We start from the raw sequence: 26,337 nt of genomic DNA on the forward strand, positions 1-26,337 counted from the left end.
GGGGATCAGAACAGGCCGGCGGCCAGCGTCTTCACATCGCCTGCAGCATCGGACTGCGGGTGGCGCGTAAACAGCGGCACCTGCGACCGGATGGCGTCCACAATCTTGCTATCCTGCCTGATGATACCGGCAAGTGGCGGTGAAATCTTCAAAAATCCTTCTGCGGCCCGCTTGATGGCCTCGTAGGCACGTTCGCCTTCGCGCTTGTTTGCCACATTGTTCACGACGATGCGGATATCGGCTTTGGGGTCACGCATATGGGTGACCTTTACGAAGGCATAGGCGTCGGTCAATGATGTTGGGTCGGCGGTCATCACGACAAGCAGGATTCCGGCGCGGAAGCTGAGAAGCGTGACGGCGGGATCGATCCCTGCGGCGAGATCAAGGATCACATGATCATAGTCGGCCGCAAGCGCCACGAGCCCCTTGCGGATGCCGATCAGCGTGTCGCGGTTAAGGTTGCCGAGCGCCCCGGAGCCCGACTTGCCGGGTAGCACGTCAAAGCCCGAGCCATCCTGCTCGCGGTAGGGGATGATCACGTCCTTGAGGGTTGCGTCGCCCGCAATCACTTGCCCCAGATCGCGTTTCGGCATCAGGCCAAGCTGGATATCGACGTTGGCGAGGCCGATATCACCATCGAACAGCAGCACCTTGCGCCCGGCGCGTGCCAAAGCCTGCGCCAGCGTCACCGAAAAGAAGGTCTTGCCCACACCGCCCTTGCCGGAGGCAACGGCAATCAGCTTGTGTTCAAGGGGCGACAATGGGGTCGGTTGGTCACTCATGGGTGTCATTTCCGGTTCGGGGCTTCTTTGCGGCGCGACGGCAGGGCCGTGATGAGGCGCGCCAGCGTCATCGGGGATGCAGGTTCGAGGCCATCTGCGATATAGGGACTGCGGCTGATGGCGGCGAGACTGAGGAAACCCGGCCGTGCCGCCATGATGACGCTGGCATAACGCCTTGCGGCATCGAGCCTTGTGGCGATGAAACGCTGGCAGCCCATCTTGGAGAAAACACCGGCGATTTCCTGCGCGTCAAGCGGATCAAGCCCGGCTGGCAGCACCAGTACGGGCTCTGCATCCACTGCGCGGATGAACTTCAGAAGCTCTTCCAGTTCGGCCATGTCAAAGGGGTTGGTGCCGGGCGTGTCGATCAGCGTGATGTCGGCGCCTGCCCGGCCGTTCACAAGGGCCGCCAGCTCGCCGGGGCTGTCGGCGGTTGAAACCGTCTGTTTCATCAGCGAAGCAAAGTGATCAAGCTGCTGTACGCCGCCGGCCTTCACCGTATCGGTGGAAATCACCCGCGTGCGGCGCTCGTGCAGCACGGCATCGGCAGTGAGTTTGGCGGTGCAGACCGTTTTGCCGGCGCCCGGCGGGCCCACCAGCATCACCGGGCGGCTGGTGCGGTCGGTGAGCGGGCTGAAGCGGATCGAGGTTTCAAGCGCGGTCGAAAAGGCCTCGGCGAGGCTCGCGGCATCGGTCGCGCGGGCGGCTTCGCCAAGATGACTGGCTGTCTCGAACGGCAAGCCATGGTGATTGAGGATGGCGCTGATATCCGCAGAGTCGAACTCCCGCATTTTCGGGATCGGATGCGATATCTCGAACGCCAGCGGCGTCTGTTCGGTGTCCGGCGCTCTTGGCGGCGGCGGCGGGGTCGCGCCGGCTTCAAGGGCGGCCGTTACGCGCACGCCGCCGACGCCCTTGCCTTCCTCGATGGAAATGATGATGGCGTCCGGGCCCATCTCGGCCCGCACCTGATCCATCACGGCGCTCATCGTCTTGGCATGAAAGGTCTTAAGGCGCATAAAGCCGGGTCATTCCTGCGTTCAAACTCAACATATTCAGATCTGGCCCAGGGTACGTATCTTGGCCTGGGGGTGTATCTCGTTCTGGCTCATCACCACTGTTGCCGGGCGGAAGCGCTCGATGATCGAGCGCACATAGGGGCGCACCAGCGGGCTCGTCAGCAGTACCGGGCTTTCGCCGCGATCGGCGTGCTGGTCATAAGTCATGCGTACCGAATTGATGAATTCCGAAAGCTTCGACGGCGCCATGGCGAGCTGCTTTTCCTCGCCCGGCCCCACAAGGCTATCGGCAAAGGCATGCTCCCATTCGGGCGACAGGGTAACAAGCGGCACAAGGCCATCAGGCGTCTGGTTCACGAAGCAGAGCTGACGGGCGAGGCGCATGCGGACATGCTCGGTGATCGAGACGATATTCTTGGTGAAGCCGGTGGCTTCGGCGATACCTTCGAGGATCGTCGGCAGGTCGCGGATCGAAACGCGCTCGGACAGAAGCGCTTGCAGGATGCGCTGGATGCCGGAGGCCGTGATCTGGTTCGGCACGATATCCATGACAAGCTTGGAATGCTCGGTCGGCAGGTCGGCGAGCAGCTTCTGGGTCTCCGCGTAGGAAAGGAGATCCGGCATGTTGTCCTTGATCAGCTCGGTCAGGTGCGTCGTCACCACCGTTGCGGCATCGACGACCGTATAGCCCCGGAAGGCGGCTTCTTCCTTGGTGCCGGCATCGATCCACATGGCAGGCAGCCCGAAAGCGGGCTCGACCGTCGCTTCACCCGGCAATTGCACGGGGCGTCCTTGGGGGTCCATCACCAGGAACATGCCGGGGCGCACGTCTCCGCGACCGACCTCGGTTTCCTTCACCCGGATCACATAGGTGTTCGGTGGCAGCTGCATGTTGTCGAGGATGCGCACAGATGGCATCACGAAGCCCATTTCGCTCGCCAGCTGACGGCGCAGCGCCTTGATCTGGTCGGTCAGCCGGAAGCCCGAGGCATCGTTGATGAGCGTGAGGAGCCCATAGCCAAGTTCCAGCCGCAGCTGGTCGATGGCAAGCGCCGAGCTGATCGGCTCTTCGACCGGCGTGGCGCGCTGGGACTCCGCCTGCTTGGCTTGCACTTCATCGACAACCTTCTGGTTTTCCTTCCGGGCCAGCGCATAGGCGGTGTAGCCAAGCGCCCCGCCCATCAGGGCGAAAGGCAGGAAGGGGATACCGGGCATGAAAGCCATGGCGGTCAGAAGTGCGGACGATACGCCAACGGCGCGCGGATACCCGGCGAGCTGGCCGAACATGGCCTTGTCGGTCTGTCCGGTGACCCCCGCCTTGGTGACAAGCATGCCGGCGGCAGTCGAAACGATCAGGGCCGGAATCTGTGAAACGAGGCCGTCACCCACCGTCAGGATCGTATAGACATTGATGGCTTCAACGAAAGGCAGGTCGTTGATCACCACCCCGATGATGATGCCGCCGATGATGTTGATGAAGGTGATCAGGAGGCCGGCGATGGCATCCCCGCGCACGAACTTGGACGCACCGTCCATCGAGCCGAAGAAGGCGCTTTCGTCCTCCAGTTCCTTACGGCGGCGGCGGGCTTCGCCTTCATCGATGAGACCGGCCGACATATCGGCGTCAATCGCCATCTGCTTGCCGGGCATGGCATCGAGGCTGAAGCGCGCTGCCACTTCGGCGATACGCCCCGAACCCTTGGTGATGACCATGAAGTTCACGATCACAAGGATCGCGAAAACGATGACACCAATGACGATCTGCCCGCTCATCAGGAAGGTGCCGAAGGCCTCGATCACCTTGCCGGCGGCGTCTGTCCCTTCATGGCCCTTCGCGAGAATGAGGCGCGTGGAAGCAAGGTTCAGCGATAGCCGGAGCATGGTGGCGACCAGAAGGACGGTCGGGAAGCTCGAAAATTGCAGCGGCTTCTGGATGAACAGGGCGGTCATGAGGATCATCACCGAGAAAGTGACGCTCATGGCCAGCATGATATCCAGCAGGAAGGCCGGCACCGGCATGATGAGGACAAGGAGAATGGCGATGAAGCCAAGCGCAAAGGCAACGTCGGAGCTCTTGAGCCCGGCTATCAGGCCGCCCAGCGCCGTGTTGCCTCCGGTCTTGTCGGTGGCTGTATCGCTCATTCTGTCTCAGGTCCTTGCATCATGCCGTGCTTCAGATCGGCATGCGCTGGTTATCGCCCGGCTGGGGAACATTCACGCCTTCGGACTGATACTGGTTGAGCTTGTTCCGGAGCGTGCGGATCGAAATCCCGAGGATATTGGCCGCATGCGTCCGGTTGCCGAGGCAGTGTTTCAGCGTGTCGATGATGAGGTCGCGCTCGACCTCCGCGACCGTGCGGCCGACGAGCGAGGCATTGTCCGCTGCCCGGCCGTCGCCGCCGGCGTCATCCACTGACGCATCCGGGGCCTGCGTGTTGGTCATGCCGGACATCGCAAGGTTGCCGCTGGCGTCGGGCAGAAGGATGGCGGCGGTGCTGATTTCGTCACCCGTGGCCAGAAGCACGGCGCGGTGCAGGGTGTTTTCCAGCTCCCGCACGTTACCCGGCCAGTTGTGGGCCAGAAGCACCTTCAGGGCTTCCTCCGAGAGCTTGCGCTTCGGCATATGGTTCACGGTCGCATATTTCTCGGCAAAGAAGTCGGCGAGCACCTTGATGTCGCCGGGGCGGTCCTTCAGGCTCGGCACGCGGATATTGACCACGTTCAGGCGGAAGAACAGATCCTCGCGGAAATTGCCGGATTTCACATATTCCTGCAGGTTGCGGTTCGATGTGGCGATGATGCGGATATCCACATTCACCGGTTTGCCACCGCCCACACGGTCGATCTGGCGTTCCTGGATGGCGCGCAGGAGCTTGGCCTGCAGGCGAACGTCCATTTCCGAAATCTCGTCAAGGAGGAGCGTGCCGCCGTCCGCTTCCTCGAACTTGCCGATCCGGCGGGCAACGGCCCCGGTGAAGGCGCCCTTTTCGTGCCCGAACAGCTCGGATTCCAGAAGATTTTCCGGGATGGCGGCGCAGTTCACCGCGACGAAGGCCTTGTTGGCCCGGCGGCTTTTCTGATGGATGAAGCGCGCCATCATTTCCTTGCCAGTACCGCTGTCGCCGGTGATCAGGATCGAGGCTTCGGAAGGCGCTACCTGCTCGGCCAAGGCGGCCGCCGCTTTCATCGCCGGATCGCGGAAGATGAAGGTCTGGTTGTCTTCGGCCACAGCTTCAAGGACGGCGGCAATCAGCTCGGCGTCCGGGGGCAGGGGGATATATTCCTTGGCGCCGCCACGGATGGCAGCCGCTGCAGTCTTCGGGTCGGTATTGATGCCGCAGGCAACAACGGGGATGGAGAAATGCTCGGCCCGGAGGCGCGGCACGAAGGTCGGGATATCCATCGTGACCTCGACCATCAGGAGGTCGGCGCCCTTGGTGCGCAGGATGCTCAGTGCAGTTTCCACATCCGGGGCATTGGTCACATGGGCCCCGCGCGACATGGCGATCTGGCTCGCCGCGCCGAGTTGGCCATTCAAAGTGCCCACGATCAACAGTCGCATCGTTTCTCTCCGTCAGCGGGTGCGCAGCAGCAAGCGCGCATCCCTTATTTGAAGAACACCACCCGCTTGGCGGGCGGCAGAATGGTGTTCAGAAGCATTTCGAGCCGGCGGGGGTTTTCCTGCCGCCGCATCGAGGTTGCCCCGATGGCATAAAGATTGTTCACGAGCGCCTCCTCGGTGGTGCAATGCTCGGTCTTTGCCGCCAGCGGGATGAAAACAAGGTGCGCGAGCACGGCGCCGTAAAGTGTCGTCAGCAGTGCCACCGCCATCGACGGGCCGATCTCGGCCGGGTTGTCGAGGTTGCCAAGCATCCGCACTAGGCCGATGAGCGTGCCGATCAGCCCCATTGCGGGGGCCACGTCGCCCGCGCGGCGCAGGAAATCCACCGCCCGCATGTGCCGGGCCGATGTTGTGCCCGCCTCGCGGCGCATGATCTGCTCGATCTCCTCCACCGGTGTGGCGTCGGCCACCAGTTGCAGCGCCTTTGCGAGGAAAGGTGTGTCTTTCACCCGTGGCAACATGCGTTCGACCGCCAGCACATCATTGTCCTTCCGGGCTTCCACCGCCAGCCGCAGCACCTTCACGGCTTCCGCCGCCGGGTCCCGCTGGCCATGCCGCAGAAGCGTGAAAACATGGTACGGGATGGTCAGCATCTCATTCAGCGGAAAGCTGATTGCCGTCACGGCAATGGTGCCAAGCACCACGATGAGAATGCTTTCCACATTGATGAACGGCAGCGGCGACCCTCCAAGGAGGATTGCCCCGATCACCAGCGCGAAGGCCAGAATCATCCCGATCACTGTGCTCATACGCCCGCTTGCCCCCTTGCTGCCTTCTGCCTGCGCGTCTTCGTGCCCGTCCGGCTCAGTTGCCGTCGAGCTTGATGATTTCGGTCATGGTCACGCCCAGATGGTCCTCCACGAGAACCACTTCCCCCCGGGCAACCAGCCGGTTGTTCACATAAATGTCGATGGCCTCGCCGACCTTGCGGTCCAGTTCGACCACGGCGCCGGGGGCGAGCTTGAGAAGCTGGCTGACCTCAAGCGTCGATTTGCCAAGCACCGCCTGCACGCGCACCGGTACGTCGAACACCGGTTCCAGCTCCTGCGCGGAGCGAACCTGGCCTTCTTCCTTCTTGGCGAGTTCAGGCGCGGCGCTCGATGACGCCAGATCCTGCAGGCCCATATCGTCGGTGTCACTTGCCATTCAATCATCCTTCCCCGTCAAAGCCCGGCGTCTTCGCCGCCGTCGGCTTCGTTGTTTCTTTCATCGAGCAGCATGACGAACCGCCGGACAGCGGCATCGATCTCTGCCTGAATTTCAGCCTCCGATCGCTCCACGCCGCCGTCATGCCATTCGACATGACAATCAAGCGCGCCCATTTCGGGTTCCGCGATCAGGACAAGCTCGCCTGCGTAGGCGAGCGACGATTTGATGGTCTCGATCCGTGCGTCCACGGCTTCGGCAAGGCCTTCGGATACCCGTACCACGATACGCGGCTCCTTGCGCACGGTTTGCAGGCATTCGGCGATCAGGGCTTCGACCTCGACCGTCGGATACCGCGCGATCAGCGCCGGCACCAGCCGTGCGGCGATCAGCTGGGCGAGGGCAGCCATCTCTTTCTGCAGTTCGGCCTCGACGGTTGCGTGGCGCTGCAGCAGGTCGTTCACATTGGCCGAAAGCTCGGCCAGGACCTGCCGGGTTGCGGCTTCGATTTCACCGAAGGCCTGCGCACGACCAGCGTCCACGCCTTCCGCATGGGCGGCCGCGCGTGCGGCATCGATCTCAGCCCGCAGGGCGGCAACCTCACGGTCGTACTTGGTACGCGCACCGCCGTCGAAAGACTGCTCGAAGGTGAATTTGACCGGTTCTGCCATATTGCCTGACTATGGTTCCTTTGCGCCAACCCTGCCTTAATAGACGAGTTCGTCTTCGCCCTTGTTGTCCGACAGAAGAATTTCGCCAGCTTCGGCAAGCTCCTTCGCCTTGTTGACCATTTCCATCTGGGCCTCGTCCACATCGCGCAGGCGCACGGGGCCCATTGCCTCCATGTCTTCGCGCAGGATCTTGGCCGCGCGTTCCGACATGTTGGAGAAGAAGAGATCGCGCAGCGTATCCGACGCGCCTTTCATGGCCAGCGCCAGCTTGTCCTTGTCGACGTTCCTCAGAAGCGTCTGCACGCCGCTCGGGTCGAGCTTGGCCAGATCCTCGAACGTGAACATCAGCGCGCGGATGCGTTCGGCGCTGTCGCGGTTGCGGTCTTCAAGGGCGGCGAGGAAGCGTGCCTCGGCCGAACGGTCCAGATAGTTGAAAATCTCGGCAATCGTTTCGTGACTGTCGCGGCGGCTGGTGCGCGCCAGATTGTTCATGAATTCGATGCGGAGCGTCTGTTCGACCTTGTCGAGAATGTCCTTCTGCACCGCTTCCATGCGCAGCATGCGCATCACGACTTCCATGGAGAAGTCCTCTGGCAGTACCGCGAGAACGCGGGCGGCATGCTCCGGCTTGATCTTCTGCAGCACCACGGCAACCGTCTGCGGATATTCGTTTTTCAGGTAGGACGCCAGCACCATCTCGTTCACGTTGCCGAGCTTGTCCCACATGGTGCGGCCGGCGGGGCCGCGGATCTCGTCCATGATCTGGGCGACACGGTCACCCGGCAACATCTTGCCCAGAAGCCGTTCGGTGCTGTCGAACGAACCGTTCAGATTGCCGACGGAGGAGACCTGCGAGGCGAATTCAACGAAAAGGTTCTCAACGGCCTGCGCGGAAACCGAACCGAGCATCGCCATATGCTGGGAAAGCTCCTTGATCTCGTCCTCGCTGAGGCTTGTCCAGATCGCCCGGCCGTGATCGTCCCCGATCGCCAGCATGAAGGCGGCGGCCTTCTGCGGTCCGGACATCTTGCTCAGATCGTTATGCACGCTCATGGTGATAGCCCCTCTGTCGCCTGAACACGTTTACTCGGCATAAAGCCACGTCCGTACGATCGCGACGGAATCGTCCGGGTTGGATTTGATGATTTCTGCCACTTTCTTGAGGGCGGAATCCTTGATTTTGCCTTCGACCTTGGCAACATCGATCTTGCTTTCGATCTGCAGGTTCGCTTCGTCGAGTGTACCGGATTCCTTGGCAGCGCGGACGAGGGCGGCGGCGTTCTCGTCGCCCGCGGCGGCGAGTGCGACGACCTCAGCCGTGATCGGCGAATCAGGGCCCATCAGGGCGGGGGGTGCCTGCTGGGCTTCCAGCATGGCCTTCTGCTCGGCGGCCAGCTGTGCGGCGTCGGGGATACCCTCAAGAACGCGCGTCACGATAGGACGGACAACGAGCAGCAATACGAGCACTGCAAGGATGAAGAGGCCGATCGGTGCGCCGATGTCCAGCAGGTCCTGTTTGGACATGCCAAACAGATTGAAGGTTGGCGGCAGCGGCTCCATCGGCGGCGGGTCGGCGAAGCGCATGCTCTGCACTGTGACGGCATCACCCCTTGCTTCGTCGAAGGGTATGGCGGTCAATACCAGATTGCGCAGGGATTCTATTTCCGCCTCGGGGCGGTCCTGATAATTGGATGTCGTGCCGTCTTCAGCCAGATCGCGGATGCCATCCACCAGCACCGAAACACGGATCTGCGAAACCTGCCCCGGTTCCTGCACTGTCACCGTTTCGGTTTTGGAGTTCTGGAAATTGGTGACTTCATTCGATTTCTGCGATGTGCTTGTCGGGCCGCCCGCAGCCTGATTGCCACCCTGCTGTGCTTCCGGCAGGTTGTTATCTACCGTCACCGCATCCTGGGGGTCGGTTTCCTGCGCGCGTTCCTCGCCCACCGTCTGGGACAGGATAACCTGCCCCTCGGGGTCAAATTCCGTTTCGCTGCGGGTCGTGCGGTTCATGTCCATCGACACCGCAACTTCGGCCCGGACCTTGCCCATCCCCACACGGCTTGCCAGCAGGTTCTCGATCTTTTCCCGGTAAAGCTGCTCGCGCGCCAGCCGGGCTTCCTCGAGGGTCGAAAGGCGCGCCATGTCGCCGTTTGCGGCGCCGTCCGACAGGAGGCGGCCGTTTGTATCGGTGATGGTCACGCGGTCGGGCGACAGACCCGGCACGGCAGACGCCACAAGAGCCTGGATCGCCTGTGCTTCGCGGCCGGTGAGGCCCGGCCCTTTCGGCTTGATCATGATCGAGGCGGTCGGCTCGGCGGCCTCGCGCTGGAAGGGGCGGCGCTCCGGCATCACGATATGGACGCGGGCTTCCTGCACCGACTGGATATAGCGGATGGTACGTGCAAGCTCGCCTTCGATGGCGCGCACATAATTGACATTCAGTTCGAAACTGGTGCGGCCGAAGCTGTTGCCCTGATCGAACAGCTCCTTGCCGACAAGGCTGCCCGAGAGGCCTTCGCCGGCGAGCAGGATGCGCAAGCGGTCCACCTGGTCGCTCGGGACGCGGATGGTGCTGCCACCAGCGGCGGTCTCATAAGGGATCTGGTCGGCTTCCAGCCGTTCGACAATGCTGGCGGCCGAAGCGGCTTCAAGGTCGGAATAAAGGGTCGTCATCGGCTTCGTTTGCAACTGGCCGATAATGAGCGCGAAAAAGCCGACGGTGAGCGCGCCGACAACCGCCATGGCGATCAGCCTGCCGGTTCCCATATTGCGCAGGAATTGTAAGAGTCCGTCCAAAGCACACCTCGACCGGGCTTCCGGTAATCCGCATGGTCCTGCGAAAAGACCGCTTTTTCGGTCTGTCCGCTGAATTCCCGGTTTCGGCCGTTCTGCCCCACCAGCGTCCGACTATCTGCCTGACAATCGCCCGACACGTATGGTTCGGTTTTTCGAGCCTAACGCGACGACTGTAAACAGATGGTTAAATCTAGGCAAAAATTGCCTATAATCAAACAGAAAAACGCTGGCGGGGTGAACTTTGACAGAATAGTGCGTCAGGCGCTCTTGGCCTCACGCGGTCTCTGGATGCGTGTGACCTTCAGGCCGGATACGCCACTGCGATCAATTGCCTGCTGCCAGGAAAGGAATTCCTCGACAGACAGGGAATAGCGATCACAGGCCTCTTCAAGGGTCAGGAGACCGCCGCGGACAGCCGCGACAACTTCTGCCTTGCGCCGAATCACCCAACGTTCAGTTGAAGGCGGCGGGAGGTCTTTCAGTTTCAGGGTTTTGCCGGTTGGTCCGACTACTTTTAGTTCAGGTTTCATGTCTTTTCCGAATACACGTTACTTAGGGAACGGACCGGTCCACTATAGGAAAAGGATGTAAAAAAAGGGCTAATGTCGGCTGACTTTCCCGTGATCGGGCCTAAGCCTTTCTGGGAAAAGCCCTTTAAAATGCCGAAACCGGCCCGCCTGTTCTCAGGCGGACCGGTCGGGTGCAAAAGAGTTGGTGGGTAAGGCCGAAGCCGGCCCCGTTAGATGCGGACCAGTTCCTCAAGGATTTCGTCCGAGGTCGTGATGATGCGGGTCGAGGCCGAGAAGGCGCGCTGCACCTTGATCAGTTCGGCAAACTCGTTCGCAAGATCCACAGTCGACAGTTCAAGCGCGTTCGGTGCGATAGCACCAGCGCCGCCCTGGCCCGCAGTCTGCAGGGCGAAGTTACCCGACAGGTTCGAGAAGCTGTAGGCGTTGCCTTGCTTGCGTGCGAGACCGTCCGGGTTCGGGAATGTCGCGACCGGCAGGCGGAAGATCGGTTCCTGCAGGCCGTTATCGAAGAGGGCGTAAACATAGCCGTCCTCACCGATCCGGATGTCGTTCACGTTGCCGAATTGGGCGCCCGTGACGTTCGAGGCAATCAGGGTCGAGGGGCTGTCGAACTGCGAAAAACCGTTCGCCTGGCCATCAGTGCCGACGTTGAAGACAATATTGCCGTTATCGACCGAGGTAACACCCGTGCCATAGGTGAAGGTCAGGGCCTGGCCGGTCGACAGGTCTACCGGGTTGCCGCCAATGTCGTTCATGGTCGAGTTCGCCAAGTCGATCGAGCCATCGGAATTGAAAAGCAGGCTACCGGATGCAATGAGGCCGTCCGTATGGGCGGCGTCCAGTTCGGACGGATTGTCGAAATACATTTCATACGACCAGTCGTTGGCGTTCGATTTGATCGCGGAAAGAACGACCGTGTGTGAAATGCCCTGGCTGTCGAACACTTCGAAAGTGGTTTCGAAATCAGGGGTCACGGTACCCGGCGGTGTTGCAGCGGCGGCGGCCATGTCGCCCACGGCATAGGTGCCAGCAGCCGCGTTGACAGAGGTGCTCGATTGCAGGTTGGCGCGCAGCGACACACGACCCGTGGCACTTGCCACACCGTTCAGGTTGTCGATGTTGATGGGCTCAAGAAGCGTCAGGTCGTTCTGGCGCGACGGGATGCCGCCGGTGGCGTCGAGCTTCCAGCCCATCAGGTAGAGACCTGCGGTATTCTTGAAGAAACCTTCCTCGTCCTTCGAGAAGGAGCCCGCACGGGTGAACTGGAATTCACCGTCTTCGGTCGCATTGCCCGACTTCTTCACAACGAAGAAACCGGCGCCGTCCACCGAAAGGTCGGTCGGCGAGGATGACGGCTGCAGCAGGCCCTGACGCGAAATCAGCGATTCCGTGAAGGCCCGCACACCGCCCGGCGAATAGGACGAAGCGGAAGAGGTTTCGGTTACAAGTGTCGAGAAGCGCGAGCGGCTCTCCTTGTACCCGATGGTGTTGACGTTGGTGATATTGTCGGCGATCACCCCAACGCTTTGCGAGAAAGCCTGGAGCCCCGATACGCCGGCGGCCAGAGCCGTGAATGCCATTTTACTTCTCCTGAACTCTTTTGCGTGTTCACGTGCGTATGGCGTTCTGCACTTGCCGGGATATCCCGGCGATCATGGCGAGCACTTCGGCCCGCCGGTTTCTTGCGGACGCCCCTTCGGCATCCGCAGGTCTTTCCGATCAGCTGTCGATCGACAGCCGCAGGATCTCTGCCTGGGTCACGGCATATGGGCCTGCCGCGAACCATGGGGTGGAGGTTGAGGTATCCACACCCGTAATCTTGTGTTCCGAGTAGATGAGCGACCGGATGGCGGTTGCCTGCTCGTCCGAAGCCGTTACCTTCAGCGTGTAATTGCCTTCGGGAACCGCGTTGCCGCTCATGTCCTTGCCATCCCACTCGAAATCCTGAATGCCGGTCGCGCCGTCGCCTTCGGTGCTGTAGACGGTGAAGCCGTCCTCATCCACGACCTCGAGCTTGACGCTATAGGCATCGGTCTCAAGCTCATATTGCCACTTGCCGCCCGTGCCGCTGTTCTCGATCGTGTCGGCCTGCAGGAGCGCGGTCTTGCCAAGATAGCTTGTCGAGGCATTGATCGCGTTCACCATCAGGAGCGACGAGATGTTCTCGAGATTCTTGTTGGCGACGATCTGCTGTTCGACACCGGCGAAGGCCACAAGCTGCTGGGTCATTTCATTGCTCTCCATGGGGTCGAGCGGATCCTGGTTCTGAAGCTGCGAAGTCAGCAGCGTCAGGAAGGTATCGAAATCCTGCGCGAGCGAGGCGCCAGAAGTGGTGGCATTCGAACCGCTGCCGCTTGCAAGGCCTGCTGTTGTATTGATTTCCATCGTTCAATCCTTTCCGGACAGGCCCGTCACACGCGGACGTCGATGCCGGTTTCGGCGGTTACATAGGGCAGGATCGCTTCAAGATCCGTGCTGTCGAGATGCAGGACGGTGCCTTCGGCGTCGTCGGTCGTGGTGCTTTCACCTTCCCCGGCAGTGCCGGTGCGGGCGGCGGTGCGTTCGTCGATCCGGTCAGCGAGCATGGCTTCGGCGAAGGCTTTGCCGGCACTTTCCTGCCCCGCGCCATCATCAAGGCTGAAGCTCAGGCCGGCCATGTCGGTCTTGTGGCCGCCGGCTTCCAGCGCTTTTTCAAGCGAACGGCTGTCGCGGCGCAGCATATCCAGCGTTTCGCGGCGGTCGGCGACCACCTCGGCGCGCACCACGCCATCCTGCGTGAACTGCATCTTCACCGTCACCCGGCCAAGCTCCGGCGGGTCGAGGCGGATGGTGAAATTCTTGTCGCCGGCTTCAACTGCCTTGGCGATCTGGATATTCACCTGATTGAGCACATAATTATTCTGTGCCTGGGCGGTGTAGCCGGTTGCAGCCGGACGGCCGAGGAGGGCGGTTTCGCCTTTCAGGGTCGACAGCCCGCCGCCAATCATGGACTGGCTGCTGGTGTCCGAGTGGCCGGTCAGGCTTTCGGGCGTGGCACTTGCTGCCGGCCGGTCGCTTGAGGCCAGAAGCAGGCCGGCGTCGCGGCCCGCTGTGCGGGTGGCATCGTGGGCCGGCTGGTTTGCGGCGGCAACATCGGTATCGGTGGCAGCCTGCTGTTGCGCACTGTTCGCGCTGTTGGTGGCAGCGGCGGTTTGTGCAGCCGACTTTGCCTTGCCATTTGCGTTGGCGGTTTTCTGCTGGCCTGTCTGGGCCTGCGCGAGTGCCGGGGCGGCATCGGCCGCAGCTTCATCGGCAAGTTCGGTCACGCTCGGTGTCAGGTCGGGCGAGGACGGGGCTTTCGATTTGGCGCTGGTGGCCTGCGCGTGTGCAGTGGCTGAAGCCTGCTCGGGCAGGTCGGCGACTGGTGCGGGCTCATCAAGCGTCTCAGCCGTCACGCTTGCATAGGTCACATCGGCCGGTTTGGGGTGCGGCACGGACTGCGCGCGGGCGGCATTGGCAGCACGCTCTGCAGCGAGTTCCGCGTCGTCGGCACTGGCGCCGGTGTCGTTGTAGCTGTCGCTATCGGCAGCAGGCGCAGCGTCAGCGCCGTCAGCGGTGAGGGCGGTTTCTGTTGAAACATCACCGCCTGTCTGGGCTCGCTCGGTGGCGACGGGTTGTACGGGCGTGCTATTGCTGGCGGTGTTCGCACTGGCGGCAGCATTGTCGGGCGTCGCCGACTGGGTGACTGTTCTGGCGGGGACATCGCTTGTGGACACAACCGGCTGTTCAGTGCCGGCTTGCGCGTTTGTCTGCCCTGCAGTCGTATCGGCCGGTGCCGACGTGCCCTGATCCGGAGAAACGCTGCCATCTTCGGGCGCTGCCGGGGTCAAGCTGTCCGCAGCACCGGTATCGGCATCCATGCTGCCGTCTTCGGTGCCGGTGGCGCCAGCGCCGAGCATCTCGGGCAGGGTGGCCGGTAGGTCAGGCTGTTCGGTCGTGTAGCTATAGGGGCCAATGGCGAACATATAGTCTGTCGCGCTCATGCCTGCTGCGTCCGTGCCTTCCAGCAGCTGCCCGCCCGCAAACTTGCCGGGGGCTGCCGGGCTAGTGACGCCGGTCAGCATGTCGGCAAAGCTCTGGCCTGCCGCGCCCTGGCCATTTGCCTTGGTGCCCATGAAAGCAGAGAGCATGCCGCTCGAGGAGGCACCAAACATCTGCATCATCTGATCGATCGGGTTCATCTACGCGAATTCCAAACTGTCCGATCCATTCTGGCGTGTCAGGCGGCCGGGCTTCTCATGGCCGCACGGAAAATCTCGTGGGACTGATCAGCAAGGATCGGGCCAATTTGCCAAGGCGCCAGAAATCAAGGGAATTTGATATGCGGCTGTAAACGGCCAGCAAGGCCTGAAAGTACAAGCGATCATGTCTTGCCGGGCAAAAAAGGCTGCAGGCCGGCAAGGGCGGAATCGCTTGCCGCCTTGGCCCTTCTCCCTTATATGAAGCGGCAAGAAAGGCGGGCAGCGGCCCGCGACAAAGGCGGCCCCGGCAGCGGGTGGCGCCAATTGGCGGCAAGGGCCGGACGCGCCCGCCGCACAGGAACCGAGCCATGAGTGTGAACAGTCTGGGGTTTGACCGCGCCCCCGAAAATACGCGCGTCGTTGTCGCCATGTCGGGCGGCGTGGACAGTTCGGTGACGGCAGCCCTTCTGAAGGATCAGGGCTATGACGTCGTCGGCATCACGCTGCAGCTGTATGATCACGGCGTCGCGGTGCAGAAGAAAGGCGCCTGCTGTGCAGGGCAGGATATCCATGATGCCCGCCGCGTGGCGGAAGCCATCGGGATTCCGCACTATGTGCTGGATTATGAAAGCCGGTTCAAAGATCAGGTGATGGAGGAATTTGCCGACAGCTATATCCGCGGCGAAACCCCGATCCCCTGCGTGCGCTGTAACCAGACGGTCAAGTTCAAGGACCTCCTTGCCACCGCGCGCGACCTTGGCGCCGACTGCATGGCGACCGGGCATTATGTGCAGCGTACGCTCGGCGGCAGCGGCAAGGCGCAGCTCACCCGTGCCGTGGACCTTGGCCGCGACCAGAGCTATTTCCTGTTCACGACCACACAGGAACAACTCGATTTCCTGCGTTTCCCGCTTGGGGGAATGGAAAAGCCCGAGGTTCGCGCGCTCGCCGAAAATTACGGTCTCACCGTTGCAGACAAGCCGGACAGCCAGGACATCTGCTTCGTGCCCGAGGGCCGCTATGTGGATGTGATCGAACGCCTGCGCCCGGGTGCCCTTGAAGCCGGCGAGATTGTCGATCTGGACGGCAATGTGCTCGGCACCCACGAAGGCATTATCCGCTATACGATCGGGCAGCGTCGCGGGCTGGGCATTGGCGGCGTGGCGGATCCCCTTTATGTGGTGAAGCTCGACCCCGCCAATAAGCGGGTGATCGTGGGCCCCAAGGAAGCACTCGATACCCGCGCGATTGCGGTGAAGGACGTGAACTGGCTGGGCGAGCCTGTGGGCGAAGCGGGTATCGAGGTGCTGGCGCGCGTGCGCTCCACCCGTCCGCCCGTGCCTGCCACCCTGCGCCTTGGTGAGAAGGGCGACGCGATGCTGGAACTGCACGACCCTGAAGCCGGCGTTTCGCCGGGGCAGGCGGCTGTTTTCTATGATGGCGACCGCGTTCTTGGCGGTGGCTGGATCGCGAAAACCGTGAGCGCAGACAAGCGGTTGGCAGCAATCTGACCTGCTTCCTCGATCACAAGTTGCGCGTGGGTCATACAAACGCTTGCGGCTATGGTTAACAAAAGGTAAACTTTGCTGCGTACAAGTCGACTCGACTTTCAGAATCGAGCGACTCTTTTTGTGACCAGATCAGATCAGGGAAGTAACATGCGCTTCGTTACCCTCAAGTCCGCTTTCTGTGCGGCTGCCGTGTTCGCGGCCTGTGCCTTTACCGCCCCCGTTTCGGCAACCACCAGCTTCCAGTTCAATGGTTCGATTGACGAGAGCTACATCGGCGGCATGCCCGTGGGCACCGAATTCATGGCGTGGGGCCTTTATGACGAGACCAAGGTCGGTCTCGATGGCAAATACAGCTTCGCGGACAATGGCGGGGTGTTCTTCCTGCAGATCCTTGGCACCGTTTTCCATAAGGAAGATGACGACCGCTGGGGGCTGGGCGGTGGCCCGATCCTTTCTTTCGATGAAACCGACGCGCTCGACCGTTTCAATTTTGAAATGAGCGGCAGCGATATCCTCGGCATTGGCGGCACCTATCTTGGCGCCTTCGGCCTGCTCGGCTTCGAGAATGATTTTGGTGATTTCGCCAGCGGCACCTATGCGCTGACCAAACAGAGCTACCTGCCGCCGAATCCGGACCCGACCGGTGGCATCCCCGAACCTGCAACCTGGCTGATGCTGGTGGTGGGCTTTGGCCTTGCCGGTGCCGCGTGGCGCCGCCGCATGCTGCTCGCCAAGGCGGCCTGAGGGCGGCCGGGCGAACCCCTGAAAAAGCGTCTTGACGGGGTAGGGCTGGTCTATTATACCGGCCCGGCTTCCGGCAAAACGTGCCGGGGCCCATGTCTTTCGGGGCCGAGTAGCTCAGTTGGTTAGAGCGGCGGAATCATAATCCGTAGGTCGGCGGTTCAAGTCCGTCCTCGGCTACCAAATTTCGGAAAAGCCCTTGATTTCAGGCGAAATCAAGGGCTTTTCTTTTTGGTGCGCCACGGGCAAGGTGGGCCTCTTGATTTCCGATAAAAAATCGCGGAAATGCCAAGTATTTTCCCCCGCATTTCGATGGGTCAAAAATTAAAGATTGCCAGTTTCGGAAATAAACTGTATTTCTGGCCCAGCGATATTTTTCTGCTGAGCTTTGGCTGTTGTGTGATTGACTCACACTCTGAACGATCACTCCCTTTAAAATAGTCGTTACATCATCCGCGATACGCGTGTGTTGCGGTCAACTACATTGCTATGAAAGGGTTTAACATGGCCACTGGTACAGTAAAATGGTTCAATTCCACCAAAGGTTTCGGTTTCATCCAGCCTGATGACGGCGGCGCCGATGCTTTCGTCCACATCTCCGCTGTCGAGCGCGCAGGTCTGCGCGAAATCGTTGAAGGTCAGAAGCTCAGCTATGACCTTGAAAGCGACCGCAAGTCGGGCAAGATGTCGGCTGGCAATCTCCAGGTTCTCTGAACCGGAACCTGCTTTCCCTGCATCATTCCTGGAATGTCAGTGTTGAAAGCACGAGACAAGCGAAGGTCAGGCAATTTGCCTGGCCTTTTCCTTTCTGCCCGGCTGGCGGGCACTATGAAAAAGGGCGAGCATGACGAACACCAACGCAAAGCCGCGTCAACAGGCAGAGCCGGTTGTCGACAGGAAGCAGTTACAGATCGTTGCACGCGAGCGTGCGTTCGAGGAGCTGGAAGAAGCGGCGTACGCCAATGACGAAAAGACCTCGAGGCTGCGCGAAGCCCGCCTCGCACGGGAAATGAAGGAACGCCTGAAGGCCGCCGCCGCAAGGGCCGTTTCGAAATCCGCGAAGAAAAAAGCCTGACCCTGCGGCCGCCACCTGACGGCCGACATAAAAGAAAAAGCCCGCAGCCAAATGGCGCGGGCTTTTCTGTTTTTGGGGCTTTCACCAATTTCAAAGTTTGTGATCAAGCTCAATTCGAAGGTAAGGATGTCACGGTGACCCTGATGGCTCACTAGGTGATTGGGCCGTCTTGGAAGCTAGAATCGGGGCCGTGTCCTGGGAATCGGTCGTCGCATTGCGAACTCTTTTTGCCACAAGATATTCAGTATCGTTCAGGGCCTTAAGATTGCTGTGTGCAGAGTCAGAATTCATCTCGGTTAACAAGGATGAGAGCCGAGTGGCATTATGTGCTCCTTCCGCGGCATTAATGGCCCAATGTTGAAGTTCTCTCGTTGTGGCCAAAACAGATCGGAAAATTGCAAGTCTTCCTGGGTCGATGGTGTTTAGGTCGAGCACCCGTTCTGGCCCAGTCTTATAGCCACATCGAGTTCTAAACTCGAATTCAACGATCGCTTCAACCTGATAGAACGCTTTTGCTAGAGCAACAATGCCGTCCCAATCTTCGCGATAGAAGATGGGGTGCCCCTTGATCGTCATGGCGAGGAAGTGATCCGCTTGCTTTTCTGCCCACTGCTCAAATTCATCACGAGCTTTTCTGAAGTACACTGCTTCAAAGTCGGACACCATATCGAGCTTTTCGAGTGCTTGGTGAGCAAAGGTGCCGGCGAGGATGCGAGCGAGAGCTCCAGCGAAGTGCTTGTGCTCTATAAGAACCTCCGCTTCCGTCTCACGTTTTTTCCGTTGTGACTCTAATTGGCTTGGAATTGTAATCGCCGCAATACCTATCAATGCGGTTAGGAGTGCAATGGCCCAGTCTGCGGCGGTTCCCCATTCGTTGGGATTATAAGTCGGCAAGCCTCTTCCCAGCCAAAAGCCGACAAATCCAGCCACAATTGCTACCGCAATACCAATTAGCAGGAACGGCATGTACACATCTCCCAGCCTAATTAGCGAGCCTAATGACAATGTTCAACGCAAGCAAAAGAAAACCGGCCCCAAAGGGGGCCGGGTCTTTTATCTTGCGTCTCGTCTGTCCCGTCAGGCCGCAGTCGGTTCCGGGGCGCGCATCAGGCGCGGGGCGAGGAAGATCTTGTAGGCAAGGAACACGGCACCCGCGATGGCGGCGAGGCCGGCGTGCAGGGCCCAGAAGCTTGTGGTCGGCATCGTCTCATAGAAGCCGCCTACCCAGCCGACGGCGAAGTTGCCGATGAAGAAGGCGAGATAATAGAGGCCGATCACGGTGGCATTCACAGCAGCCGGCGCAAGGCGCGAGAAGAGCGCGAGGCTGACCGGCAGCATGTGCGCAAAGCCGATGGAGTTCATGAAGTGGAAGGCCACGGGCCAGAAGAGGCCGATCTTGCCGCCTTCCGGCACCGTTGCCGCCGCCATGAACAGGCAAGCCATGCCGGCGATGGAGAAGATCGAGCCGATGATCAGTTTCGTCAGTTCGTCGGGTTCCTGCCAGCGCTTGCCGTACCAGCGGTAGAAAAGCGCCACACCGGCGAGGAAGCTGACGCTGACCACGGCATCAAGCGTGATGAGCCAGGTGGTCGGCAGCTGGGTCCCGAAGAAGTTCAGGTCGAAATGCTGATCGCCCCACACAAGATAGGCGTTGAAAATCTGCTGGTTCGGCATGATGCCGATGGCGAGCACGGGGATCAGCAGCAGCACGGCGAAAAGCGAGATCCAGTCCTGTCGGCTCATGGCCGGGCGGGCGGCTTTCTCGCGCGGACCCTGCGGCGTGAAATGCTCCTTCGGCAGATATTTCTGGCCCGCCACATAGATGATGAGGCCAAGAAGCATGCCAACGCCGGCGGCGCCAAAGCCCCAATGCCAGCCCACGGTTTCGCCGAGCGTGCCGACAATGAGCGGCGAGGCGATCACGCCCGCATTGATACCCAGATAGAAAATCTGGAAGGCATCGGCGCGGCGCAGGTCGTCGGGCTTGTAAAGCGAACCCACCTGGCTCGCGATATTGCCCTTGAACATGCCGCAGCCGACCACAAGGCACAGCAGGGCAAACAGGAAGCTTGCCTCGAACGCCATCAGGAAATGGCCGACCGACATGGTAATGGCACCAATCAGCACGGTGCGCCGCTTGCCGAGCCAGCGGTCGGCGATAAAGCCGCCGAAGATCGGGGTCAGGTAAACCGTGGCGGTGTAGGTGCCGAAAATGGCGGAGGCCAGCGCCTGTCCTTCAAGGCCGCCATAAAGTGTGCGGAAACTGTCGAAGAAGGCGATGTTTTCGATATGACCGGGCGTCAGCGCCACCTTGACCATGTAAAGCACGAGAAGGGCCTGCATACCGTAATAGGAAAAGCGTTCCCATGCTTCGGTGAATGCAAGATAGCCAAGCCCTTTCGGGTGCCCCAAAAAGGCGCGGTCGGCATGGTCGGCAATGGTGAGTTCAGGCGTCGCTTCGGCGCTGGTCATTGATTGTCTGGTCCCCGTATTTGTTGTTTTCGCGTTCCCGTCTGTGTGCGGGAATCGGCAGGGGAGCGTAGGACGCGGCAATCCGCCTTGGGAAGCGTTTTCTGCACCGGCCGGGGCGCGACCGGCCGGTGCGGGGTTTCTACCACCAGGTGGCGTAAAGCGCTGCCGTGATCAGGATCACAAGGAGGGCAGCGAGGTTGAAGCCGCCCGAGGTCTTGAAGCCGATTTCGCCAAGGTCAACCGAACCTTCCTGCACCTTGCCGCCTGCCATCAGCGACAGGGCAATGGCAATGCCGGAGCAGGCGAGGAACACGATACCGACGCGGTCGATGAACGGTAGTTCCGGCCACAGCATCTTGAAGGCGAAGGACAGGACAGCCGAGCCGATGGCGGCGGCAAGTGCGCCGTTTGCCGTCGTCTTGCGCCAGAACATGCCAAGGAAGAAGATCACGCAGATCCCCGGCGTGAAGAAGCCGGTGAATTCCTGGATATACTGGAAGGCCTGATCGAAGTTGCCGAGAAGCGGCTTCGCGGTGAGAAGCGCCAGCACCATCGCGGACACGGCCACGATGCGACCGACCACTACGGGGTCACGACGTTTCTCCTCCGCCACGAAACTCGGATAGATATCCATCGTGAAGATGGTGGAGATCGAGTTGGTCATGGAGCCCAGGGACGAGATGATCGCAGCAATCAGGGCTGCGAACACAAGGCCCAGAAGGCCAGCGGGCAGGAGCTTCATGGCGGTGGGGTAAGCCTGATCGGGCGAGGCCAGTTCGGGCTGCAGCACGAACATGGCGATACCCGGTAGCACGACGATGATCGGCATCACGAGCTTCAGGAAAGCCGCGAAGGCGATACCCTTCTGGGCTTCATCAAGGCTTTTGGCACCCAGCGCGCGCTGGATGATATACTGGTTGAAGCCCCAGTAGCTGAGATTCATCACCCACATGCCGCCCACCAGCACCGAAAGGCCGGGCAGGGACGCATAATAGGGGTTCGACGGATCGAGGATCATGTCGAACTTTTCAGGGGCTTTCTCGAGAAGCATCGAGAAACCGGCAAGCGCACCGGCACCGCCCGAAATATCCTCCAGCAGCACATAGGCGATCATCAGGCCGCCGAAGACGAGCAGCACCACCTGGATGATATCAGTGAAGGCAACGGCCTTGAGGCCGCCATATACCGAATAGGCCATCGCAAAGATGCCAAGCGCCAGCATACCGTAAACGAGATCAACGCCGGTGACGGCCTCGATGGCGAGCGAACCGAGCCACAGGATCGAGGTCAGGTTCACGAACACATAAACGCCGAGCCAGAAGAAGGCCATCACCATGCGCACGCGGTGATCGTAGCGCTGCTCCAGGAACTGGGGCATCGTATAAATGCCGCGCTTCAGGAAGACGGGCAGCAGATATTTGCCGACGATCAGCAGCGAAATGGCCGCCATCCATTCATAGGAGGCGATGGCAAGCCCCATTGCATAGCCCGAGCCAGACATGCCGATGATCTGCTCGGCCGAGATGTTGGAAGCAATCAGCGAGGCGCCGATAGCCCACCAGGGCAGGGCCTTGCCGGCCAGAAAATAATCGGATGCATCCTTGTGGTGGCCGGCTTTCTCGCGGCTGACCCACTGCGCAAGGACGAACAGGATGACCGCATAGGCGGCCACCACCGCAAAATCGATGGTGCTGAGCATTGTAACTCCCCTCACTTACACTTTCCCTCGGGCACGCACGATAGGTGCGGATGACAGCGCTGTCAATTTTTACCTGCTGGACCGCCCGTTCCAAATGAAACCCGAAACCGATGGGGGAGCGGTAACATGGCTGGTACGATTCACGGCGTTCCGAGTGCGGCATAACGATTGAACCCAGGGGGAGTCATGTTCGATCGTCTTTTCAAAGGCCGTGGCTTCGCGGCTGATCTGTCTGCGCCGTCAATTGACCAGCGCGTCCATGTCGGTTCTTCGCTGTATGCGGAGATGCTTGAAATCCTGCCCTATAATGTGATGCTGTGCGATATCGCCACGTTCGATATCGTTTATGCCAACCGGCGCAGTTTCGACACCGTAAGGTCGTTGGAGCATCTGCTGCCGATCACGGCTGAAGAGCTGGTAGGCGCCAATATCGATATTTTCCATAAGCAGCCGCTGCACCAGCGGCAATTGCTGGCCATGGCATCGAACCTGCCGCACGAGGCGGTGATCCGGCTTGGCGATGAATATCTGCGGCTGCAGGTCGATGCCGTTCGGGATGCCGGGGATACCTACCGCTACGCGCTTCTCACATGGTCGGTGGTAACAGTGGAACGACGGGCAACGGCCAAGGCAGCTGAACTGTTGCAGGTGCTGGACAAGATGCCGATCAACGCGATGCTCTGCGATCCGCAGACACTCGAGATGATCTATATGAATGAAACGAGCCGCCACACGCTAATGGGGTTGCAGCATCTGTTGCCCATTCCGGTGGACGACATCATAGGCAAAAGTATCGACGTTTTTCACAAGGATCCGTCGCACCAGCGGCGCATCCTTGCGGATCCCGCCAACCTGCCGTTCAAGACGCGCATCCGGCTGGGGGATGAATATCTATGCCTCGAAATTTCGGCCATTCGTGATACGGCGGGCGCATACACGGCAGCGCTGGCCACTTGGTCCGTGGTGACGGCGCAAGTGGCGGTCGAGCAGTCGGTCGCTGAAACCGCAGGCCGGATGCAGCAGGACGTAGACGGCCTGCGTGCGACGGCGGGTGAGTTGAACGGTATCGCCGGTGAAAGCAGCGACCTCGCCACGGTTGTTGCCTCAGCTGCAGAAGAAGCCAGCGTCAACGTGCAAACCGTGGCGCGGGCGGCGGAGGAACTGTCAGCGTCGGTACGTGAAATCGGCCAGCGTACCCAGCGCACCGCCGATATCGCCTTTGCGGCGCAGGAAGAAAGTGCACGAACCCGCGATATCGTGCGTGATCTTGAGGCGTCGTCCAGCCAGATAACGGCCATCGTCCAGCTGATCGCAGATATTGCCAGCCAGACAAACCTCCTGGCGCTGAATGCGACTATCGAGGCAGCCCGGGCAGGTGAAGCTGGCAAGGGCTTCGCAGTGGTGGCGAACGAAGTGAAAAGCCTAGCCGGGCAAACGGCCTCGGCAACGCAGGAAATCACCGGTCAGGTCTCGAAAATCCAGTCGGAAATCGCCCGTGTTGTCCAGACAATGGGAAGCGTGGCGACCGTAATTGACGAAGTGAACGAGATCACCGCTGAAGTGGCGTCTGCCGTGCAGGAACAGGATGCCGCTACGCAGGAGATTGCCCGCAGCATTCAGGAAGCGGCGGAAGGCACCAACAAGGTGGCATCCGACATTACTCAGGTCGTGGGGCTGTCTCAGCGCACGTCCGAAGGGGCGCGCGGCCTGATGCATTCTGCCGACCGGTTGGAAGCAGGCCGCGAAAGCCTTAGCGAGGCAATCGACCGTTTGATGCAGAATTGAGTATCGAGTGGTGAAGCGTGTAAACGCCGGGGCAGGGTAGCCGCCCCGGCGTTTTTCTATGCTGCCTTAGAATTTGGCGCGCAGGCCAACCCGGAAATTGCGACCCGGCAGCGGCACGCTGTCCTTCAGGAAGCTCGTGTGCTGGCGCGCGTCCGAGTTCGTCAGGTTCATCGCCTTCAGGTCCAGCGAGATGTCCTTGTCCTCGAACGGATGGATGCTGAGGTAAGCGTTCCACATCGCATAGCTGTCGGTCGGGATTTCGAACTCGGACGTGCGCTTCTGGGCGCCAGCGATTTCAAGCTCGGTGCGGAAATCGAAGGCGCCGGCATCGACCTCGAAACCGACAAGGGCGGATAGTGGCGGGATGCGCGGCAGGCGGTCATTGCCCGTCACATCCAGAAGTTTGGCGCGGACGAGATCCATCTGGCCGGTCAGGTGGATATCCACCGTGCCGAAAGCGCTGGTATCGAAGCTTGCTGCATGGAAATCACCCTGCGCCTCAAAGCCCATGAAGCGGGCGTCGGCAGCCTTGAAGGAGAAAACGGTCAGCTCGTCGATTTCCTCGCCCGTTGCCACTTCATAGATGAAGTTGTCATAGCGGGTGATATAGGCGTTGACCGTGCCGCTGAACCGTTCGCCGCGGTAACCGGCCGAGGCCTCGATGCCTTGTGCGGTTTCCTTGCCAAGCGTCACGTCGCCCAGTTCATAGGCGCTGGTGGCGAGATGCGGGCCGTTCGAGAAAAGTTCCTCGGTTGTCGGCGCGCGCTCGGTGCGGAAGATATTGATGCCGGCGAATGTTGTTTCGCTGAAGTCATAGCCCAGCCCGGCGGAGGCGCTGAAACCGGTAAAATCAAGGCTCACGCCCAATTCATCGGCCTTGTGCGTGGTGTGCTCCAGCCGCCCGCCGAAATCGATATGCCAGTTATCGAGTTCCAGATTCTTCAGCGTGAACAGGCCGTACTGGTGCGACTTGGTCGGAGGCACAAAGGCCTCGTCGCCGATGGCTGAAAAATCGCGACTCGTGACCTGCACGCCGCTGGTGCCGGACCAGTTGCCGCCAAGGTTCTCGATCAGGTCTAGCCGGGCTTCATAGCCCTTGTTTGCGAAGATGGTGCCGGTTTCGTTGCCTTCGATTTCGGCATGCTCATAATCGCCGTAACCGAAGCGGACCTTGGCTTTCTCAAACCAGCCGTCATCGAAGTGATATTCGCCCATCAGGTCGACACGGGTCTGGTCCAGATCGATGGCGACGCCCGCTTCTTCCTCGTGCCCGCCTTCTTCCTCGCCTTCCTCTTCATGGTGGTGATGGCCAGCGGGGATGCCATAGTCCGAACGCTGCAGCTTCACATTCACGCCGATAAAGCCCTTTTCGCCGATCAGCGACAGGCCAGCCGATGCGCTTTTGGATTTGGAGAAGGAATTTTCGATGATGCCGAAGGCTTCTTCTTCGCCCTCATGCTCGTCGCCTTCTTCCTCGGCTTCCTCCATGTCGCGCAGACGCTGCGATTCGGCGAATCCGGGGATTTTGTAATCGTCGGAATCGCGCCACGAACCATCAAGGTGCAGCACAAGATCGGCACCGCCAAGCTTGCCGGCGGCAACATTCACCGCGGCGGCGGCATCCTCGCCGTCGTTGACCGTTGAATGACCGACCGAAACGCCGGCCTCAAAGCCGTTTTCCGGCACGCGGTCCGGGATGCGGCCATCCATCACGTTGATTACGCCGCCGGTTGCCGAGCTGCCGTAAACGAGCATCGAGGTACCGCGCAGAATCTCGATTCGTTCGGCAAGCGCGGGTTCCACCGCGACGGCGTGGTCGGGGCTTGTCGACGATGCGTCGACGGAGCCGATGCCGCTATCGAGCACGCGGATTCGGTCACCACCAAGGCCGCGGATCACCGGGCGGCTGGCGCCGGGGCCGAAAAAGGTAGAACTGATGCCGGGTTGCCGGCGCAGCGTCTCGCCGAGCGTGCCATCCATCTGGCGGGCGATTTCTTCTTCCCGCAGCACTGTGGTGCCGATCACGGTCTGGTGCAGGGTGCGGCCTTCGATATTGGTGCTGACGACAATCTCCTCGATCCGGTCGGCATGGGGCGGCTCACCGCCATCGCCGCCGTCGGCAAAGGCTGCATGGCTCACCGTGGAAAGCAAAAGAACTGGCAGGCAGGTACGCGCACGGCGGCTGCGCAGGGGCAGGCGATTGGAACGGAACATCACTTGTTTCCTCTAGTCCTGAAAAAATCACTGGATAGCCGCGCACTGCCA

22 protein-coding genes and 1 tRNA gene are annotated in these 26,337 nt (G+C 60.6%); 6 read left to right on the forward strand and 17 right to left on the reverse strand.

Annotation, left to right across the window (positions count from 1 at the left end):
- Window positions 1–5: 5 nt before the first annotated feature.
- The 13 genes from OU694_RS01700 to OU694_RS01760 form a co-directional block, all read right to left on the reverse strand.
- The gene (locus OU694_RS01700) at window positions 6–782 is read right to left on the reverse strand and encodes a MinD/ParA family protein (RefSeq protein ID WP_308909279.1); all 777 of its coding nucleotides are present in this window, start codon (window positions 780–782) and stop codon (window positions 6–8) included.
- A 5-nt stretch (window positions 783–787) separates the two neighbouring features.
- The gene (locus OU694_RS01705) at window positions 788–1,801 is read right to left on the reverse strand and encodes a flagellar biosynthesis protein FlhF (protein WP_308909280.1); all 1,014 of its coding nucleotides are present in this window, start codon (window positions 1,799–1,801) and stop codon (window positions 788–790) included.
- A gap of 36 nt (window positions 1,802–1,837) precedes the next feature.
- The gene (gene flhA, locus OU694_RS01710) at window positions 1,838–3,943 is read right to left on the reverse strand and encodes a flagellar biosynthesis protein FlhA (protein WP_308909281.1); all 2,106 of its coding nucleotides are present in this window, start codon (window positions 3,941–3,943) and stop codon (window positions 1,838–1,840) included.
- A 31-nt stretch (window positions 3,944–3,974) separates the two neighbouring features.
- Window positions 3,975–5,363 carry a sigma-54-dependent transcriptional regulator FlbD gene (gene flbD / locus OU694_RS01715; protein WP_308909282.1) on the reverse strand — a complete coding sequence of 463 codons (1,389 nt, stop codon included), beginning with the start codon at window positions 5,361–5,363 and terminating at the stop codon, window positions 3,975–3,977.
- Between the two features lie 44 nt (window positions 5,364–5,407).
- Complete coding sequence (locus tag OU694_RS01720; protein ID WP_308909283.1) at window positions 5,408–6,172, reverse strand: motility protein A; 765 nt, start codon at window positions 6,170–6,172, stop codon at window positions 5,408–5,410.
- A gap of 55 nt (window positions 6,173–6,227) precedes the next feature.
- Window positions 6,228–6,569 (reverse strand): flagellar motor switch protein FliN, encoded by a 342-nt coding sequence (gene fliN, locus OU694_RS01725; protein WP_308909284.1) that lies wholly within the window; start codon window positions 6,567–6,569, stop codon window positions 6,228–6,230.
- A gap of 17 nt (window positions 6,570–6,586) precedes the next feature.
- Entirely contained in the window at window positions 6,587–7,240 is a 654-nt protein-coding gene (locus OU694_RS01730) for a FliH/SctL family protein (RefSeq protein WP_308909285.1), read from the reverse strand.
- A gap of 36 nt (window positions 7,241–7,276) precedes the next feature.
- Window positions 7,277–8,293, reverse strand: a complete 1,017-nt coding sequence (fliG, locus tag OU694_RS01735) for a flagellar motor switch protein FliG (protein WP_308909286.1) — start codon at window positions 8,291–8,293, stop codon at window positions 7,277–7,279.
- 30 nt (window positions 8,294–8,323) lie between these two features.
- On the reverse strand, window positions 8,324–10,039 hold the full coding sequence (fliF, locus tag OU694_RS01740; RefSeq protein WP_308909287.1) for a flagellar basal-body MS-ring/collar protein FliF: 1,716 nt from the start codon (window positions 10,037–10,039) through the stop codon (window positions 8,324–8,326).
- 257 nt (window positions 10,040–10,296) lie between these two features.
- Complete coding sequence (gene sciP, locus OU694_RS01745) at window positions 10,297–10,569, reverse strand: CtrA inhibitor SciP (RefSeq protein WP_289505202.1); 273 nt, start codon at window positions 10,567–10,569, stop codon at window positions 10,297–10,299.
- A gap of 209 nt (window positions 10,570–10,778) precedes the next feature.
- The gene (locus tag OU694_RS01750) at window positions 10,779–12,149 is read right to left on the reverse strand and encodes a flagellar hook-basal body complex protein (RefSeq protein ID WP_308909288.1); all 1,371 of its coding nucleotides are present in this window, start codon (window positions 12,147–12,149) and stop codon (window positions 10,779–10,781) included.
- Between the two features lie 139 nt (window positions 12,150–12,288).
- On the reverse strand, window positions 12,289–12,954 hold the full coding sequence (locus OU694_RS01755) for a flagellar hook assembly protein FlgD (RefSeq protein WP_308909289.1): 666 nt from the start codon (window positions 12,952–12,954) through the stop codon (window positions 12,289–12,291).
- A 26-nt stretch (window positions 12,955–12,980) separates the two neighbouring features.
- Window positions 12,981–14,789, reverse strand: a complete 1,809-nt coding sequence (locus OU694_RS01760) for a flagellar hook-length control protein FliK (protein WP_308909290.1) — start codon at window positions 14,787–14,789, stop codon at window positions 12,981–12,983.
- A 368-nt stretch (window positions 14,790–15,157) separates the two neighbouring features.
- Between OU694_RS01760 and mnmA the strand changes: the two genes are divergently transcribed.
- The 5 genes from mnmA (at window position 15,158) to OU694_RS01785 (ending at window position 18,116) form a co-directional block, all read left to right on the forward strand.
- Window positions 15,158–16,300, forward strand: coding sequence for a tRNA 2-thiouridine(34) synthase MnmA (gene mnmA, locus OU694_RS01765; protein ID WP_308909291.1), 1,143 nt, complete (start codon window positions 15,158–15,160; stop codon window positions 16,298–16,300).
- A gap of 147 nt (window positions 16,301–16,447) precedes the next feature.
- Window positions 16,448–17,044 (forward strand): PEPxxWA-CTERM sorting domain-containing protein, encoded by a 597-nt coding sequence (locus tag OU694_RS01770; protein WP_308909292.1) that lies wholly within the window; start codon window positions 16,448–16,450, stop codon window positions 17,042–17,044.
- Window positions 17,045–17,147: 103 nt separating this feature from the next.
- Window positions 17,148–17,224: transfer RNA gene (locus OU694_RS01775), tRNA-Met, on the forward strand.
- Between the two features lie 321 nt (window positions 17,225–17,545).
- Window positions 17,546–17,755, forward strand: coding sequence for a cold-shock protein (locus OU694_RS01780; protein WP_308909293.1), 210 nt, complete (start codon window positions 17,546–17,548; stop codon window positions 17,753–17,755).
- 130 nt (window positions 17,756–17,885) lie between these two features.
- Entirely contained in the window at window positions 17,886–18,116 is a 231-nt protein-coding gene (locus tag OU694_RS01785) for a hypothetical protein (protein WP_308909294.1), read from the forward strand.
- 129 nt (window positions 18,117–18,245) lie between these two features.
- Here OU694_RS01785 and OU694_RS01790 read toward each other — a convergent pair whose 3' ends face one another.
- The 3 genes from OU694_RS01790 to OU694_RS01800 form a co-directional block, all read right to left on the reverse strand.
- Window positions 18,246–19,082, reverse strand: a complete 837-nt coding sequence (locus OU694_RS01790) for a hypothetical protein (RefSeq protein ID WP_308909295.1) — start codon at window positions 19,080–19,082, stop codon at window positions 18,246–18,248.
- Between the two features lie 111 nt (window positions 19,083–19,193).
- Window positions 19,194–20,588, reverse strand: a complete 1,395-nt coding sequence (locus OU694_RS01795) for a peptide MFS transporter (protein WP_308909296.1) — start codon at window positions 20,586–20,588, stop codon at window positions 19,194–19,196.
- Window positions 20,589–20,727: 139 nt separating this feature from the next.
- A complete protein-coding gene (locus OU694_RS01800) occupies window positions 20,728–22,287 on the reverse strand; it encodes a sodium/sugar symporter (protein ID WP_308909297.1) in 1,560 nt (519 codons plus the stop codon).
- Between the two features lie 186 nt (window positions 22,288–22,473).
- Here OU694_RS01800 and OU694_RS01805 point away from each other — a divergent pair, with 186 nt between their 5' ends.
- Window positions 22,474–24,072: a methyl-accepting chemotaxis protein gene (locus OU694_RS01805; protein WP_308909298.1), complete on the forward strand. Its 1,599-nt coding sequence runs from the start codon at window positions 22,474–22,476 to the stop codon at window positions 24,070–24,072.
- A 66-nt stretch (window positions 24,073–24,138) separates the two neighbouring features.
- On the opposite strand, the gene OU694_RS01810 is transcribed toward OU694_RS01805, so the two are convergent.
- On the reverse strand, window positions 24,139–26,286 hold the full coding sequence (locus OU694_RS01810; protein ID WP_308909299.1) for a TonB-dependent receptor: 2,148 nt from the start codon (window positions 26,284–26,286) through the stop codon (window positions 24,139–24,141).
- Window positions 26,287–26,337 lie beyond the last annotated feature (51 nt).

The sequence above is a fragment of the Pseudokordiimonas caeni genome (assembly GCF_026719705.1).
GTDB classification, from domain to species: Bacteria; Pseudomonadota; Alphaproteobacteria; order Sphingomonadales; family Kordiimonadaceae; genus Gimibacter; species Gimibacter caeni.

What these genes read in the sequence shown, in the direction of transcription:
- OU694_RS01700 (WP_308909279.1), bottom strand. Translation starts at nt 782, where the DNA reads ATGAGTGACCAACCGACCCCATTGTCGCCCCTTGAACACAAGCTGATT.
- OU694_RS01705 (WP_308909280.1), bottom strand. Translation starts at nt 1,801, where the DNA reads ATGCGCCTTAAGACCTTTCATGCCAAGACGATGAGCGCCGTGATGGAT.
- flhA (WP_308909281.1), bottom strand. Translation starts at nt 3,943, where the DNA reads ATGAGCGATACAGCCACCGACAAGACCGGAGGCAACACGGCGCTGGGC.
- flbD (WP_308909282.1), bottom strand. Translation starts at nt 5,363, where the DNA reads ATGCGACTGTTGATCGTGGGCACTTTGAATGGCCAACTCGGCGCGGCG.
- OU694_RS01720 (WP_308909283.1), bottom strand. Translation starts at nt 6,172, where the DNA reads ATGAGCACAGTGATCGGGATGATTCTGGCCTTCGCGCTGGTGATCGGG.
- fliN (WP_308909284.1), bottom strand. Translation starts at nt 6,569, where the DNA reads ATGGCAAGTGACACCGACGATATGGGCCTGCAGGATCTGGCGTCATCG.
- OU694_RS01730 (WP_308909285.1), bottom strand. Translation starts at nt 7,240, where the DNA reads ATGGCAGAACCGGTCAAATTCACCTTCGAGCAGTCTTTCGACGGCGGT.
- fliG (WP_308909286.1), bottom strand. Translation starts at nt 8,293, where the DNA reads ATGAGCGTGCATAACGATCTGAGCAAGATGTCCGGACCGCAGAAGGCC.
- sciP (WP_289505202.1), bottom strand. Translation starts at nt 10,569, where the DNA reads ATGAAACCTGAACTAAAAGTAGTCGGACCAACCGGCAAAACCCTGAAA.
- OU694_RS01750 (WP_308909288.1), bottom strand. Translation starts at nt 12,149, where the DNA reads ATGGCATTCACGGCTCTGGCCGCCGGCGTATCGGGGCTCCAGGCTTTC.
- OU694_RS01755 (WP_308909289.1), bottom strand. Translation starts at nt 12,954, where the DNA reads ATGGAAATCAATACAACAGCAGGCCTTGCAAGCGGCAGCGGTTCGAAT.
- OU694_RS01760 (WP_308909290.1), bottom strand. Translation starts at nt 14,789, where the DNA reads ATGAACCCGATCGATCAGATGATGCAGATGTTTGGTGCCTCCTCGAGC.
- mnmA (WP_308909291.1), top strand. Translation starts at nt 15,158, where the DNA reads ATGAGTGTGAACAGTCTGGGGTTTGACCGCGCCCCCGAAAATACGCGC.
- OU694_RS01770 (WP_308909292.1), top strand. Translation starts at nt 16,448, where the DNA reads ATGCGCTTCGTTACCCTCAAGTCCGCTTTCTGTGCGGCTGCCGTGTTC.
- OU694_RS01780 (WP_308909293.1), top strand. Translation starts at nt 17,546, where the DNA reads ATGGCCACTGGTACAGTAAAATGGTTCAATTCCACCAAAGGTTTCGGT.
- OU694_RS01785 (WP_308909294.1), top strand. Translation starts at nt 17,886, where the DNA reads ATGACGAACACCAACGCAAAGCCGCGTCAACAGGCAGAGCCGGTTGTC.
- OU694_RS01790 (WP_308909295.1), bottom strand. Translation starts at nt 19,082, where the DNA reads ATGCCGTTCCTGCTAATTGGTATTGCGGTAGCAATTGTGGCTGGATTT.
- OU694_RS01795 (WP_308909296.1), bottom strand. Translation starts at nt 20,588, where the DNA reads ATGACCAGCGCCGAAGCGACGCCTGAACTCACCATTGCCGACCATGCC.
- OU694_RS01800 (WP_308909297.1), bottom strand. Translation starts at nt 22,287, where the DNA reads ATGCTCAGCACCATCGATTTTGCGGTGGTGGCCGCCTATGCGGTCATC.
- OU694_RS01805 (WP_308909298.1), top strand. Translation starts at nt 22,474, where the DNA reads ATGTTCGATCGTCTTTTCAAAGGCCGTGGCTTCGCGGCTGATCTGTCT.
- OU694_RS01810 (WP_308909299.1), bottom strand. Translation starts at nt 26,286, where the DNA reads ATGTTCCGTTCCAATCGCCTGCCCCTGCGCAGCCGCCGTGCGCGTACC.